Here is a 15,961-nt window from a genome sequence, read left to right as displayed (position 1 = left end):
CAGCTTTATCTTTTTGTCCGTCTTTGTAATACAACTGTGCAAGTGTATCTAAATAATATGGATTGTTTTTAGATATTACCAAACTATATTCAGACCATTTTATGGCATCTTTAATAAAGTTTGAGTTTTGCGGTTTCTGTACAACAGTCCAGGCTGCATTATTGCAAATATCTGAATGGTATAATTTAAATGAATTCCATCCGTCATACGAATAACTAGAGCTTGAATCTAATCCTTCAAAAATAGCGTCTAATTTTTCAATTGGACTTGGTCCTGCTAACGTGTTATCAAAATAAGTATTAAACTCTTTTAAGTACGTTGTATTAGATCCGTCGTTATCTTCCAGCTGGGCTAAGTAATAAAAATAATTTCTGTAGGCATCAAAATTTCCTTTTCCAGAAGCAATGATTTTTTTATAAACAGAATTGATTTTCTCTTTATTCATATCTCCAGTCACTCCATCCTGAGAAGCATATACATTTGTCTGCAACGCATTAGAAACTTCAGAAACTGGATTACCTATGTTATGAATTTCTGGTACATTGCTGTTAAATGCTGCACGATTGCTTTCTATTTCATCAGAATGTTTTAATAGGTAATCAATTGCAAGGAAATCTGTATCGTTTAAGATTTTGTCTTCGTTAAAAAGCTGTTTTGTAAATCCTTGGTTTTTGATTTCTCTTATGATTGTTTCTACCAAAGTCATATCTGGTTTTTTATCCTTTTGATGCGCTTCAATCAATTTTTTCCAGGTTTGAGTAACTTCTTTTTTATCTAATGCTGTTTTTGAAATTACAAATTCACTAGGATCATCTACAGTATAATCTGAATCATAATCATAAGACACTTCCAGTAAAGCTGCCTTATTAAATGCGCTTATTAAATCTGCATCTGATGCTTTTTTATTTTTCAAAGTCTTATCAATAGCCAGGAAAGCATCTGCACGCAATAGTTTACGGTAAAAATCTCCGTAATAACTAAATTGATATTGTTTTGAAGTTAAATCTGATTTTGCAAGCGCCAGTACATCGCCATTTTTATTTAAAACAAATACGCTTGGATCGTTTGTTATTTTATTGTTTTTCAGCCATTTTTTATCATCGGCCCCAGCCAGATAATAATTATAAATATCATACTGAGCATAATATTTGTCATACATATTATAACCAGTTTGTGTTTCCTGATCTTTTACAAAAGCACTAAAAGTTTCTTTTGCTGTTTTATTACTGTCATGATAAACTACTAAAAACTTATTGCTGGCAGCTTCTTTTGTTGCTGCTAATGCCTTGCTTAAACTACTTTCAATTTTTAGTTTGAAATTGTACTGAGAGTAAGAACTCGCTGTATCTATCGTATAATCTGCTGCAGGTACCGCTGTACTGTCAACCGCAAGACCATTATATATACTATCTGTTGCTGCACCTCCATAGCTGTCATAATAAGAGCTTTTGCCCGGATAAGTCCAGTTTGTAACTATATTATTTTCTAATGGAACAACTGTTGGAGCTTTAGCCGGCTGTACATCTTTTTCATTCATAAAAACCAAAGGATCTTTCCCTGATCTTTCAGAAACTTTCAGCTCGTTTGTTTTTCTATCGTAAAATCCGGCAATATTCATGCTTCCCAAAAGCTGCAGCTGATAATCAATGGTTACTTCTGAAACATCTTTTGGCAGTGCATATTTACTAACATCACTTTTTCCGTCATAATCTTCATAAACCAGATATAGGAAATCTGTTTTGTCTATTTCAAAATCTAAATCTGTTGATGTCCAGTTTGGATCTACTTTTGTTTTAATATCAGAAACTCTTTGGTATTGAATTGCTTCTGAACCTTTTTGAGTTCCTATATAAAATGAATAATAAGAAGGATTTAAGAACTTAATTTTGACCTTTTTAGCTTTTTTATCATTTTTAAATGAAAGATCGAATCTGTTTTCTGATTTTTCTTTTTTAGAAAAAACCAGCGAATCACCTTTAATTTCGTAATCTCCGGTATAAAAAACCAATTCGTATTTATTATCGTCTAATAAATTTAGTTTTATTTTTTCTCCTTTATTTGTAGATAAATAGGTTCCTTTTTCGATACCTTTTGTTTGAGCGAAAGAAACAGACATTCCGGCAAACAAGAGTGATAAACTCCAAATAAAATTGCGCATAACTACATTTTTTGTTGTTAATAATATAGCACAAAGATATTTGATTCCTGCCTAAACAAATCATAAAAAACTATAATATTTGAAATCAAAATACTACAAATTATATTTCATCGAAAATATGATATAACGAGGCTGTACGGTGTATTGAGAGACTCTTGTTGAAAATTGTGAGAAGCTGTCATCGTTAAGATATTTCGTGTTGAGCAAATTGGTTGCCGAGACTTTGTATTCCCATTTACTGTTTTTCTTTTGGTAGATTAAACTGGCACTCAAAAAGTCGTATTCGTTATCTACTGTTTTATTTCCGTTGTAATAATGGTAGAATTCATATTCTGAAACAAAAGAAAAACTATCTAAAAAATAATAGTCTAATCTGGCAAAAGGCTTATCGGTATAAAATGTAGAACCGCTGTATTTATTAACCAAAAGGTTATAACCAAATTCAATATTTGGCAGGTTTTTATAATTAGTCGAAGCTCTTATGGTATAATTTTGAACAAAACTCTCTGTTGTGGCTAATTTATCATTTTGAATGTTGTTGAATTTTGACCAGTTCAAACTTGCTGTTGCCGATGCTTTATAGTTTTTCAGGAAAGAACGGCCGTAAGTTCCCATTCCGCTGAAAGTCTCATCGGCTAAATTTGAATTGTATGGAACTGATGACTGATTAATTCCTTCAAAATCTGCCTGCGTTTTAATCGCATCTACTTTTTTGGTATAGGTTGCATTGGCAAAAATGTTCTCAAAATTGAACATATTGTATTTAAAATAACGAAGCGAATGCACTTGTGATGTTGCGTTTTCTAAGAAACGATTTCCACGGAATAAACTGCTGTAATCTGACAAAACATAACCAGCTGCTAATTGGTTGATATCTGTAAAATCATTTGTCAGCGAAAAATTATAAGTCAGCGTTTCCGATTTTTTAATTTGGTACAAAGCAAAGAAATCCGGCAGAACTTTTACGAAATTCTGAGAATAATATGTCCCTAACTGCGTGTTTTTCATTGCATAAGAATGTACGCTGACACCTGGCGTGAAAGTAAATTTCCCGGTTAAGATTTTATAATGAAATCCCAGAAAAACATCATCAAAGTTATAATTGACATCATTATTATTTTCAGGTGTTTCCAAGTCATTTCGGTCTCCATTATCCAAAATTTGGAAAATATGAGAATTAAAATTTTGATATGAATATGTATTCCCTAAAGTAATATTGATGTTGCTTTTTGGTGTTACCATATAATAGTAATCCAATTTTGCATCGAGTTTATTGGTTTTTACAAAACGATCCTGGTTTAAATCGTTTCTATTCTGTCCCACTGTGTAACCTGCTAAGTCAAAAGGCTGTGTTCGCAAATTGGCATTATAAAAAGGATTTTCATCCTGATATAAATGCTGCATTTCAAAGGCGAAAATATTTTTGGCACTTTGTGTATAATACAAACTTAAATTTTGGTTTACCGATGTTGGATCCTGCTTTTTATTCGTAAAAATACTTTCTGCATCCGCCACATTGTTTACAACAGACTCACGCAGTAAATCAGTGTCTTCTTGTTGTTTAGACAATTTAGTTAAGATGTCATAATCAAACTGAAATTTATCGTTTGGTTTATACGTCGAACTTAATTTAAAAAGTCCTAAATTATTTTTTTGATGTGTTAATTCATCTCGTTTCTGCTGATCTCCAGAATCTAGAATCGTGGTTTGGGATTTAGTTTCTAAATCGGTTTTTGAAGTCGAAAGGATTCCAAAACCGCTTATATTCCATGTTTTTGCTGGAGAATAAGAGAAATTTGTTGCCCCAAATTTGGTTTCAATTTCCTTGGCCCTGTTATTTCTTAAAACCGAAATTCCTAAATCATTTGATGAAACATTAAAACTGCTGCCACCCTTTTTCATCATGTTTTTAAATCCGCCTGTAAACTTAAAATAATCCTGAGCCGTAAGCGGCAGTTCTCCAATATTATTAAAATTGGTAATTAAATTTATACTATACTTCGGACTGTAATAAAACAATTTCGGATTAATAATATAACGGCTGTCTAATTCTGCAACTCCGGTTCCGGCGGTTACATCTCCAAACCAAAAGTTCTTTTTACCTTCTTTCAGCTTAATGTTCATTGCCACATTTTCCTGATCGTTTTCCAGACCTTTTAACTGGCTTATTTCGTTATAATTTCTTAAAACCTGGACTTTATCAATGGCATCTGCAGGAATGTTCTTAACGCCGAGTTTGGTATCGCCGTCAAAAAAGTCTTTTCCTTCTACCATTAATTTACTTACTTTTTTTCCTTCAACCTCAATTTCACCATCAGCATTTACCTCAACGCCCGGAAGTTTTTTCAGGACATCTTCGAGTTTTTTTTCGGTTCCAGATTTAAAAGAATCGGCATTGTAAACAATCGTGTCGCCTTTTATAGAAACAGGCATTTCACGAACAATCTCAACACCCTCGAGTTCTATTCCTGCGCCGTCCATAACAATATTCTGGGCAATGTTTTCGGTTTTGGTCGAAACGGCAATTTCTTTAGACTTCATTCCCAGATAACTTACTTTAACCGTGTAAGAAGTATTAGGCTTTAAAGTCAGCTGAAATTTTCCTTTATCATTGGTAATTCCATAAGAATCCATTGCTTTTGTGGTATTGTTAACCGCCATAATATTGGCCATTTCCAACGGATTTTTCTGCTCATCCTGAATAAAACCATCAAAACGAACACTTTGAGAAAAGCATATAGAAGTAAAAAATAAGGCAAAAATAAAAAGTGTTTTATTCATTATCAGAATATTGGAATTTGGCCCGAAGCTTCGGGATTTTTTTTGGAATTGTATAAATTTTATCTTCCCATTGGCGGCGGTCCTCCGGCACGTCCGCGGTTCATTTCTCTAAATTCCTCCATTTTTTTAATTACCGTTTCATCATAGTCTTTTTGAGAAATTACTTTTCCTTTTTTAGATGGTTTTATTTCGACTTTATCTTTGGCATTTAAAACAATTTTAGAACATAAAATGGTCGTTTTTCCATCGTTAACTTCCAAAATTAAACCCGGAAGTCCCCAATAGTTTTCCGGACCCTGATTAACCGGAATCTCCGGCGTATACCAAGCTGTAACAACAATTTCTTTCGGAATTTCAAAATTGTCTTCAAAATTCGTTTTTGTATCTCCCGAAGTCTTTTTTACCTCATCCTTTTTATCATCATTATTTTTAGGTCTGAAATTTCTAAAATCGGTTTTACTGGCTTCTTTTACAGCTGTTGCTTTAAAACAATTGTACCCGCCTATTTGTTTGGTTTCCTGTTCCAGTTTCCAGTTTAATTTTGGCAGAGAATCTACAACCAGAAATTCTTTACCCATAAATTCTTTATCAACTGTATAGGATTTGGTTTTAACATCTTTATAAAAAGTGCCTCCGCCTCCCATCATAGAGTTCATCATCATTCGCATCCCTCCGCCCTGCTGTCCGGGAGTATCTAATTTTTCTTCTTCTTTATAAATAGAAGCCGTTTTGTCAAAATTTAAAATAAAAGTTTTCTCCAGCATTTTTTTCATTCGCTCTTCCATTGATTTTTGCATTTCCGGCGTTATATCACGATTTCCTGCTCTCATTCCTTCAAATTTAGGAGCCTGAGTTTTAGATTCGTAAACCGCCATTCCCTGAAAATCTTTTTGTGCCTGAACCTGACTGAAAGCCAATACTAAAAGCAAATAGGTTAGTTTTTTCATGTGTAAATGTTTAATAGATTGTAAAGTTGGTCAAACTTACATTCAAATTTATTATTAATTTTAAGATACTGAAAGTTAAATATATTAATGCCAAAATGCTATCGACAGAACAGCAATTTTGTAAGACTATCAGAATTTAGAAAGGTTTAAATCCAAATCTGGCCTAAAATGCTAATTTAAAGGCGTTCTTTACTGCACTTTTTGTACTTTGGCTACTCGAAATTATTAATTTATGAGTAAAACGCTGCGCCAAATTTTAGTATTGCTGTTTATCGCATGTTCTTCCTCAATTATATTTGGGCAAAGCCAAAAAGTAAATCCTGTTTTAATTTCAAAATTCAAAACTGATGCCGATGAATTTATTGGTTATGACTCTTTTGGGTACTCTTATCAGATAAAAAACAATATTTTCTCTAAAATAAAAGGAAACGAAATTTTTGAATATAAAAATGTCTCTTTGGGAAATATTACAAAAGTCGACATTCAGAATCCGCTTAAAATTGTATTGTTCTACGAAGACTTTAACAGCGTTGTTCTTCTGGATAATCAACTAAATAAAATGACCGAAATTAATTTTTCGCAAAATACCATTCCTATTGTTGTAAGCGCTATTGGGATGTCGACTCAAAACCAGCTTTGGATTTTTAATACTTTAAACCAGCAGATCGGGCTTTTTGATTATTTAAAAAATGAATACAAAACAGTTTCAATTCCGCTTACAGAAAGCATAAAATATTACCAAACCGACTTTAATACTTTCTTTTGGATTGATAAAAAAAACAATTGGTTTTCTTGTGATATTTTCGGTAAAATTTCGAGTTTGGGAACCGTTCCCGATTTTGATAAAATTGAAATAATTTCTCCTCAAAAATATATTTTCAGCAAAGCTAACACACTGTATTTGAGAGAAAATACAAACACAATTTCAGAAATTGAAATTTTAGAAAAAACGTTTGACAAATACTATTACAAAGACCAAATTTTATCTATTTTTACAGCTAAAGAAATTTTAAATTATAAAATCGTAACACGGTAATGCACATAGCAATAGCAGGAAATATAGGCGCAGGAAAAACTACATTAACTAAATTATTAGCCAAACATTTTAAATGGGAGCCTCATTATGAAGATGTAGTTGATAATCCGTACTTAGACGATTTTTATCATCAAATGGAACGCTGGTCTTTTAATTTGCAGATTTATTTCTTAAACAGTCGTTTTCGTCAGGTGCAGCAAATCCGCGAAAGCGGAAAAAAAATCATTCAGGACAGAACGATTTATGAAGATGCTTATATTTTTGCTCCCAACTTATACGCAATGGGATTAATGACAAGCCGTGATTTTGAAAACTATACGTCTTTATTCGAATTAATGGAATCATTGGTAAAAGCACCAGATTTATTAATTTATTTAAGAAGCACTATCCCTAATTTAGTTGGACAAATTCACAAACGCGGACGCGAATACGAAAACTCTATTTCTATCGATTATTTAAGCCGTTTAAATGAAAGATACGAAGCCTGGATTCAGACTTATACAAAAGGAAAGTTACTAATTATTGATGTTGACAACATTAATTTTGTTGATAATCCTGAAGATTTGGGAGACATCATTAATAGAATTGATGCTGAATTGAACGGGCTGTTTTAGTCTCTGTCGCTGCAAAAACCAAATAAAATTGTGTTAGTTTTTTTACTTCACTTTTAAATAAAAAAGAGGCTGTCTAGATTTAGACAGCCTTTTTTTATATTAATGGATATTCCTTTATTAATTGATTTTTTGAAATGTGACATAATCTTCAGACCAGTTGTTGCCACCAAAATTTAACATTGTACCAGCAGGATTAACAGCTGCTACATTTCCGCCCCAATAATAATAGTTTTTATTAGCTCCAGAAGTATTGTTAATAATTACGGTTCCATAAAGCATCGCATAATAGCTGCTGGATGGCAGCAAACCGCTTATAAGTGTATTAGTAGAAATAATATCCGAGCTAGTAGCAAAAACAGTAGAGCTGTTACTGAAACCAGAACGCACCCACCAGGTTTCAGTTGCACCTGTTGCAACTAATGTTCCTGATGATTTTGATAATAACATATTTACAGTTACCAGCCATTTACCAGGCCCCAAAGTAAGCACAGTCCCTGTATAAAAATATGATCCAGAAGCAGTAAAGTTAACCCCCGAACCTAACTTTGCAAAGCCCAATGTAGTTGCTGAAACATCTATTGCTGCCCTTTGACGCAAATTACCATTTGCATCTGCTGTTACTACGTTATCAGTTAGATCTCCCACATTCATTGAACGAACTCTGGCATAACCGTTTACGTCCATTTCTGCGGTTGGCGCATTGGTGTTTACCCCTATTTTTCCTGCATTACTATTGTTAACCCCAGTACCGTACAAAGTATTACCAATATTCATCTCATTACTTGCTGCTGCTGAACTTGGACCAACTGGAGTCGTTGATGCCCCTATTGTAATGTTATTACTGCCTGTTGTAATAGTATTACCACTCTGGTATCCAATTGCAATATTATTGCTGCCTGTAGTATTATTTGCTAAAGTATTCCCCCCTAACGCCGTATTATACATACCAGTGCTGGTAGTAAGAGCCATTGAAGAAACACCAATAGCTGTATTTCCTGCACCTTGTAATGCAGTAACAGAATTTAAAGCATTGTAACCAAAAGCCGTCGATGTAGAAGATAGTTTACCTGCATATTGATTATTAACTTTAAACACAAGAGGTGTGTTATCTGTAGTTCCTAAAAAATTAACCGCAGAGTTTGTACCCGCATTTCCTAATAAACTCCAATACCCTGACGTTAATGAAGAAGCGCTGACTTTTCTTAAGATATTATTTGAATCTAATACTAAAATATCATCTGTAGCAGCACCTGCTGTTAGTCCTGCTATTCCCAGTGTAAAGTTACTGTCAGTAGTTAGAACAGATGGCTGTACTAATGGCCCGCCTAACTGAACATAACCATTATTGGCCTGCAATCCATTGTTAGCATAAGGATTAACCTGCACTTTTTTCCCATTTGGTGAAACAACTGTTTCAGTTTGAGCCATAATAAACCCACTTTGCAGTAATAGCAATATGTGTATAATTTTTTTCATTTCTTAATCTTTTTACAAATTCCTAAAATTCAATCTCCTAGATTTATAAGGGACGAAATTAGATTGAAAATAGATTGAAAACAGCCGCAAAAAGTTTTTAAAATAACATTTTAAGACATTTATTTAATCAGAAAAAATATGTTCTTTTGCTTTTCTTAAGTAACACAAATAAAAAATGCCTCTAAAATTTAGAGGCATTTTTTATTTTAAGAAAATTTGACAAATTTATTATTTCGCAGCTTCCACTTTTGCCAGAACTTCTTCTTCTGTTCCTTCAAAAACTTCGGTTGTTGTTTTGCCATTTTCTGTTTTAGTAACAGTTCCGGTTGTTTTTCCGTTTATATTTTTAACCTCAACGTTTACAGATTTTTTCTCATATTTACTTGTATCAAAACAGTCTGTTTTTTGATATTTTCCACTTGTATCAAAATGAGCCAGGCATTTTGCTGTTTCTTCTGGTGAACAGCCTTTTTCTTTACACATTTTAATACATTCTTCTTTTGTCATTCCAGACATATCACCGCATTTAGAAATTCCTGCATGCATTTCTGTTTTTGCACAGCAAGACGCTTTTCCTGCAATGTCTGATGGAGAATGTCCTTCTCCTAAAATTGGCGCAATTACCAATCCAATTAAACACGTTAATTTTATTAAAATATTCATTGAAGGTCCTGAAGTATCTTTAAAAGGATCTCCAACGGTATCACCTGTAACCGCCGCTTTATGCGCATCAGAACCTTTGTATGTCATTTCTCCATTGATCATAACTCCGGCTTCAAAAGATTTTTTAGCATTGTCCCATGCACCTCCGGCATTGTTTTGAAAAACGGCCCAAAGAACTCCGGAAACTGTAACTCCAGCCATATATCCGCCTAGCATTTCAGCAATTAACTGGTTATTATCTGAGTAAACTAATTTTCCTAAAAGTACAATTGCAATTGGGAAACCAATAGTTAATATTCCCGGAAGCATCATTTCTCTTAAAGCTGCTTTTGTAGAAATTTCAACACATTTGCCATACTCCGGTTTTCCGGTTCCTTCCATAATTCCCGGAATTTCCTTAAACTGACGACGTACTTCGTAAACCATATCCATTGCGGCTTTTCCAACAGAATTCATCGCTAAAGCGGAAAAAACTACCGGAATCATTCCACCCACAAATAACATGGCTAAAACTGGTGCTTTAAAAATATTAATTCCGTCAATTCCTGTAAAAGTAACGTAAGCAGCAAATAAGGCTAATGAAGTTAAGGCCGCAGAAGCAATCGCAAATCCTTTTCCGGTTGCTGCAGTTGTGTTTCCTACTGAATCTAAAATATCAGTTCTGGTACGAACTTCTTTTGGTAATTCGCTCATTTCGGCAATTCCTCCCGCATTATCAGATATTGGTCCGAAAGCATCAATTGCCAATTGCATTGCTGTTGTTGCCATCATGGCCGAAGCTGCTAAAGCTACTCCGTAGAATCCTGCTAAAGCATATGAAATCCAGATTGCTCCAGCAAACAATAATACCGTTGGAAAAGTCGAAATCATTCCTGTTGCTAAACCTGCAATTACGTTAGTTCCTGCTCCTGTAGATGATTTTTGAACAATAGCCATTACTGGTTTTGTTCCTAATCCTGTATAATATTCAGTTACTGATGAAATAGCACCGCCAACAACTAATCCAACCAAAGTAGCGTAAAAAACACGCATTGATGAAATGGCTTTTGATCCTTCTCCAAAGAAACTCATCTGCATCGTTTCAGGAAGCATGTGCTGTACTAAAAAGAAACAAGCTACAGCTGTTAAAACAATTGAAACCCAGTTTCCTATATTTAATGCTTTCTGTACTTGTGCTTCTTTGGCATTATCATCTGAAATTTTCACTAAAGTTGTTCCAATAATTGAGAATAAAATTCCGAAACCGGCAATTGCCATTGGAAGTAAAATTGGTCCAATACCGCCAAAAGCGTCATTAATACTGCCGCCCATATCTTTTATAACATAATTCCCTAGAACCATTGCGGCCAAAACGGTTGCCACATACGAACCAAATAAATCAGCTCCCATACCGGCAACATCACCTACGTTATCTCCAACGTTATCTGCAATTGTTGCAGGATTACGCGGATCATCTTCTGGAATTCCAGCTTCAACTTTACCAACTAAGTCAGCACCAACATCGGCTGCTTTTGTGTAGATTCCGCCTCCAACTCTGGCAAACAAAGCAATTGATTCTGCACCAAGCGAAAATCCCGCTAAAGTTTCTAAAACAACGGTCATTGTTTCGGTATCTTTCCAGACTCCGCCAGAAAATAAATTAAAGAAAATTATAAAAAAGGCTGTTAAACCTAATACTGCTAATCCAGCAACGCCTAAACCCATTACGGTGCCGCCGCCAAAAGAAACTTTTAATGCCTGCGGTAAACTTGTACGCGCGGCCTGAGTAGTTCTTACGTTTGTTTTAGTTGCTATTTTCATTCCAATATTTCCGGCGTAAGCAGAAAATAATGCACCAAAAATAAAGGCAATTACAATTAATAAATGGGTTTTTACTCCCGGAATAAAAGTGATTCCTGCCAAAGCTAAGCTGGCAATAATTACAAAGATGGTTAACAGTTTGTATTCGGCTTTTAGGAAGGCTAAGGCTCCTTCGTAGATGTAATCTGAAATCTCTTTCATTTTACCGTCTCCAGCGTCTTGTTTTAAAACCCAAGTCCTTTTTATTCCCATGAAAAGTAATCCTAAAACTGCCATGACAATTGGCAGGTAAATCATAAATGCATTCATAATATTTTATTGGTTTTGGTTAATAGTCAACAAACTAACTAAAACGAATTTAAACAAAAAAGCAATACTCCTGACGGCAGTATTGCTTTTTTTATAAATTATGAATGCTTAAATTATTTAATACTAAATAATCCTGCTGGTTTATTTTCAATATCATCAAAACGCTTAGTGCACTCTGCAATAATTTCGTAAGCCTCTTTTACATCTCCCCATCCTTCAACATCAACTTTTTTGTTTTCAAGATCTTTGTAAACCTGAAAGAAATGCTCGATTTCTTTTACTAAGTGAGGGTTAATATCAGAAAGATCGTTTAATGAATTCCAGATTGGATCTGAAACTGGTACACAAATAATTTTTTCGTCTGGTCCTTTATCATCTGCCATATGGAAAACACCAATTGGTTTTACTTCCATAACACATCCAGGGAAAGTTGGTTCATTTACTAAAACCAATACATCAAGAGGATCACCGTCAAGAGCTAAAGTTTCTGGAATAAATCCGTAATCTGCAGGGTACATCATTGAAGAGAATAACATTCTGTCGAAACGCATTCTTTTGATTTCAAAATCGTACTCATATTTATTTCTGCTTCCTCTTGGTATTTCGATTAATACATCGAAAGTTGTTAGTTTGTCTGCGGTCATTTTTGTTTTATTATTATATCTATAATTTCGATTGCAAAAGTAACCAAACAATCCTTTTTTACAATGAAAAAAGTATATTAATCTGTATATATATACATTAATTAATATACTTTTCTTTTTATATAACAGACAGTTAATATGTAATTTTCCTATTTCGCTTATTTAAATAATAATGCCAGAGCAAATAGGTCGCATAAGATCTATACGGACTCCACTGTTCTGCATGTATTTCCATTTCTTGTTTATCATGAATATCCAGCAGTTCTTTAATGGTATTTACAACTGCAATATCGCCTAACGGAATCAAATCCGGTTCCTGAAGACAAAACATTAAATAAATATCAATTGTCCAGTTTCCAATTCCTTTCAATTTAATAAGTTCTTCACGAACCTGCTTTGCTGGTTTTGAAGCTAAACTTTCAACATCTAACTCTTTGTTCAAAATTGCTTCGGCTAAAATTTTAATGTATTTTGTTTTTTGACGGCTCACTCCAAGATTTCGATATTCTTCATCAGGTAAAATGACCATCGTTTCAGGATTGCAGGTTGTATATTCTTTTATTTTTAAGAATGTGGCTTTCGCCGAATCTATAGAAACCTGCTGTTCCAAAATTAATAACACCAAAGTTTCAAACCCCTGAGGCCGTTTTGGAATGGGCGGCAATCCATATTTTTCGATTATCTCCCGAAAGATTGGATTTTTATTGGTTAGAAAATCGATAGCTTCCTGCATAACTTTTACTTTTAAGTCAATTTCAAAATTAATTAAAAATGAAATTAATTCTTGTAAAGTTTTTTTGCCCGCAGATTTTACAGATTTAGACTGATAAGCTCAAATTGAAAAATTAAAGATTGAAAAATTAAATCTGCTTCGACCGGTTTAAATCTGTAGAATCTGCGGGCAAAAAAAATTAAGCATAAAAAAAGCCGCAAAGATTTTAAACCTTTGCGACTATGTAACTTTGAAGCTTTGCGTCTTTTATAATTAAAAATAGAACCCGAAAGATCCTTTGATAGCAAATTTATGAGCATCCGGCATATCTAAATAGTTTCCTCTCCAAGAAAAATCAAGACGGAAGACTTTAAAGATATTTCCAATTCCGGCATTGTATTCCCAATATACATTTTCTGGTGCATTATAAGGAAGTCCAGAAGCGTTTATTTCGCGATTTGCTTTAGAAATAGTTCCATGAACCGCTCTAACTCCTACAAACTCTCTCCAGTTTAATTTTCTCATAAACGGAATTCTCGCGAATAATCTTCCTCCAAAATCATGATTCCACTGCAAAGTAGTATATTGATCTGTTACAAATTCGTAGAAATTAAGGTTGCTAAACGTATTTTCAATTGTAAAATAAGTCTGGTTACCCGGAATTACACTCATTAAACCTAACGGAATTGTTCCAAATGTTTTTCCTGTTTCCAAAATAATATTAGATCTTCCTAAAGGTCCAATTATGATAGGCTGTTTGTAGAAAACCTGAATTTTTTCGTAAGCAAAATCGCTGTCTAAAACTCCTTTAAGACCATAACTGAAATTTACAAAGAAATGACTAAAAGGACTGTCAACTAAATCTCTTTCGACACCATAACCAATTGTTTTTCGGTTTGGCATATACTCAAATTGGATATTGGCTTCTGATTGTTTTACATCACTCTTTATCACTCCCATCGGATCTGATACACTTGGCAAAGTGGTATAATAATCCAGACTAAATGTCTTTGAAGCCGATTCTAATGTTCGATAAGAGAATCCTGCCGAAACAAGAAAATTCTTTTTAGGCTCCATTTCGATAGAAATGTTGCTCAAATTAATATTTGTGAGCTTTCCGTTGCTTCCGGTTGTAAACAAGGCCGACGATGCAAAACTTCGTCCTAAAATATCATTTGTTGTGGTTAAACTGGCTCCAATTTGTTCAATATCCCGCCTGTTTCCTCCAGAAATAATAATACGTTTTTTCTTGTCGATCATCCATTTACCAGAAACTCCGTATTTGAATTTATTATCGTCAAATCCGTATGCTGTATAGGCCTGCAAACGCCAAGGATCGTTAGGTCCAAAATACGTTCTTCCTCCTACTCTCAGCCTCAAACCTTCGACTTCATTATAACCAAATGTAGAATAAATAGGACCGTAATCGAAGTTCTTAAATTCGATATAACCGCTTCCTAAAATGGAGACGAGATTATAGAGCTGCTTAAATCGTTTGACCGTCTGCAGTGTATCGAGCATTTTATAAATACCCGCTTCGTCTTTATTTAATTTCTCAAAACGATTTTCTTCCCAAAATTCCGGCGGTCGTTCATAGACCGCATTATCTATGAAATTGACTTCTTCTTTATAAAATTTTTCGGGTTTTTGAATGTTGAATTTATGATTACGATACAAGGTCGTTCGTTTTCCATAAACTCCTTTTGATTTTTCTTTTTTATTCAAAGCAAAATCAGACATCATGTAATCGCGGGTTAAAAGGAAAACAGAATCGTTTTCTACTTCAAACTCCTGCTCGATATAAATATCTTTTACCCAGTTAATATTGGCACTTTTAGTAACGCCCATATTAATTTTCTTGATCGCAAAAGTGGTATCGTTTACCCAGAAATCTCCTTTAAAAGTTAATTCGTTTTTACGTCTTGGATAAAAAACAATATTAAAGCACCATTTTTTATCAATATAAGCACTGTCTTTCAATACGTAATTGTAAACATCAATTCCGGTTCTTGAAAGCGGACTGGTAAAACTTTTATCAAAAAATTTAAGGTGATTATCGTAAATATTATAATCTGAATAAAGGTCTTTTACGAAAGCTAAAATCTGTTGGTTTCCATTAAAACCAGACATTTTATTTCCGGTAAGGTTTTCTTTTACTTTCTTTATTCTGTTATCTCCGTAAACATCATAAACCGATTCGTTAATGAAAATAGGCAGATAGGTTTTTCCTGTAACTTCTGAAGTATCAACATGATTAAAAACAAACTCCATTCCTTTAAAGAGTTTATTTTTCATAAAAGCACTGTCAATTGTGTTCATGTCAAACTCAACTTTTTCGTACTTCTGCATTTGATATTGATTAAATTGGTAAAGCCCGTTTTTACGCTTTCTCTCCCATATTTTTCTCAAAATATCCAATGCCGGATTATTCTTTTTTGAAGTTTTACCCGTATAAATTACAACTTCACTTAATGCTTCTGGTTCGCTTAAAACGATTTTAAAGTTATAATTCACTGCTTTTTCCAAAGGAACTTCTTTATCTGAAAATCCCGCAGAACTCACCAATAATGCTGTATAAGTTTCTGATGATTCTAAATAAAAACGACCGTCTTCGTTAGAAACAATTCCAATATTTGAACCTTTAAAAACAACATTTGCAAATGGTATCGGCTGATTAGACTTGTCCAAAACAATTCCACTCACTTTTGTTTGTGCAGTAACAATAGCCGCAAATGCGAATACAAAAAATAGGCTGAGTAAAATTGTTCTTTTCATTGTCTGGGCAAAAAAAAACTTCATCAATTAACTATGAATGATGAAG

At 33.8% G+C, this 15,961-nt stretch carries 10 protein-coding genes; 2 read left to right on the top strand and 8 right to left on the bottom strand.

Translation table 11 applies throughout. The features are described from left to right. From ACTJIW_RS05455 to ACTJIW_RS05445, 3 genes are all read right to left on the bottom strand, one after another. On the bottom strand, positions 1-2,158 hold a 2,158-nt coding region (locus ACTJIW_RS05455; protein ID WP_440718440.1), incomplete at its 3' end, for a hypothetical protein. A 93-nt stretch (positions 2,159-2,251) separates the two neighbouring features. Continuing rightward, positions 2,252-4,939 (bottom strand): carboxypeptidase-like regulatory domain-containing protein, encoded by a 2,688-nt coding sequence (locus ACTJIW_RS05450; protein ID WP_440714573.1) that lies wholly within the window; start codon positions 4,937-4,939, stop codon positions 2,252-2,254. Positions 4,940-4,998: 59 nt separating this feature from the next. Then, entirely contained in the window at positions 4,999-5,886 is an 888-nt protein-coding gene (locus ACTJIW_RS05445) for a GLPGLI family protein (RefSeq protein WP_012023562.1), read from the bottom strand. A 232-nt stretch (positions 5,887-6,118) separates the two neighbouring features. Here ACTJIW_RS05445 and ACTJIW_RS05440 point away from each other — a divergent pair, with 232 nt between their 5' ends. Further along, a complete protein-coding gene (locus ACTJIW_RS05440; RefSeq protein WP_440714574.1) occupies positions 6,119-6,922 on the top strand; it encodes a hypothetical protein in 804 nt (267 codons plus the stop codon). Next, the gene (locus ACTJIW_RS05435; protein WP_012023560.1) at positions 6,922-7,536 is read left to right on the top strand and encodes a deoxynucleoside kinase; all 615 of its coding nucleotides are present in this window, start codon (positions 6,922-6,924) and stop codon (positions 7,534-7,536) included. The genes ACTJIW_RS05440 and ACTJIW_RS05435 overlap by 1 nt, the downstream gene beginning before the upstream one ends. Positions 7,537-7,653: 117 nt before the next feature. Here the strand turns inward: ACTJIW_RS05435 and ACTJIW_RS05430 are convergent, their stop codons facing one another. From ACTJIW_RS05430 to ACTJIW_RS05410, 5 genes are all read right to left on the bottom strand, one after another. Next, positions 7,654-9,012: a hypothetical protein gene (locus ACTJIW_RS05430; protein ID WP_440714575.1), complete on the bottom strand. Its 1,359-nt coding sequence runs from the start codon at positions 9,010-9,012 to the stop codon at positions 7,654-7,656. 228 nt (positions 9,013-9,240) lie between these two features. Continuing rightward, positions 9,241-11,784 (bottom strand): sodium-translocating pyrophosphatase, encoded by a 2,544-nt coding sequence (locus ACTJIW_RS05425; RefSeq protein WP_440714576.1) that lies wholly within the window; start codon positions 11,782-11,784, stop codon positions 9,241-9,243. Positions 11,785-11,897: 113 nt separating this feature from the next. Then, positions 11,898-12,428, bottom strand: coding sequence for an inorganic diphosphatase (locus tag ACTJIW_RS05420; RefSeq protein WP_012023556.1), 531 nt, complete (start codon positions 12,426-12,428; stop codon positions 11,898-11,900). 133 nt (positions 12,429-12,561) lie between these two features. Beyond that, positions 12,562-13,161, bottom strand: a complete 600-nt coding sequence (locus ACTJIW_RS05415) for a DNA-3-methyladenine glycosylase family protein (RefSeq protein WP_012023555.1) — start codon at positions 13,159-13,161, stop codon at positions 12,562-12,564. Between the two features lie 252 nt (positions 13,162-13,413). Next, positions 13,414-15,915 carry a DUF5686 and carboxypeptidase-like regulatory domain-containing protein gene (locus ACTJIW_RS05410; protein WP_274252232.1) on the bottom strand — a complete coding sequence of 834 codons (2,502 nt, stop codon included), beginning with the start codon at positions 15,913-15,915 and terminating at the stop codon, positions 13,414-13,416. Positions 15,916-15,961 lie beyond the last annotated feature (46 nt).

Source organism: Flavobacterium sp. 22659, from assembly GCF_052044235.1.
In the GTDB taxonomy this organism is placed as follows: domain Bacteria; phylum Bacteroidota; class Bacteroidia; order Flavobacteriales; family Flavobacteriaceae; genus Flavobacterium; species Flavobacterium johnsoniae.
Note: the sequence above shows the minus strand (reverse complement) of the source record. Positions and strands in the feature narration are given on the sequence as shown.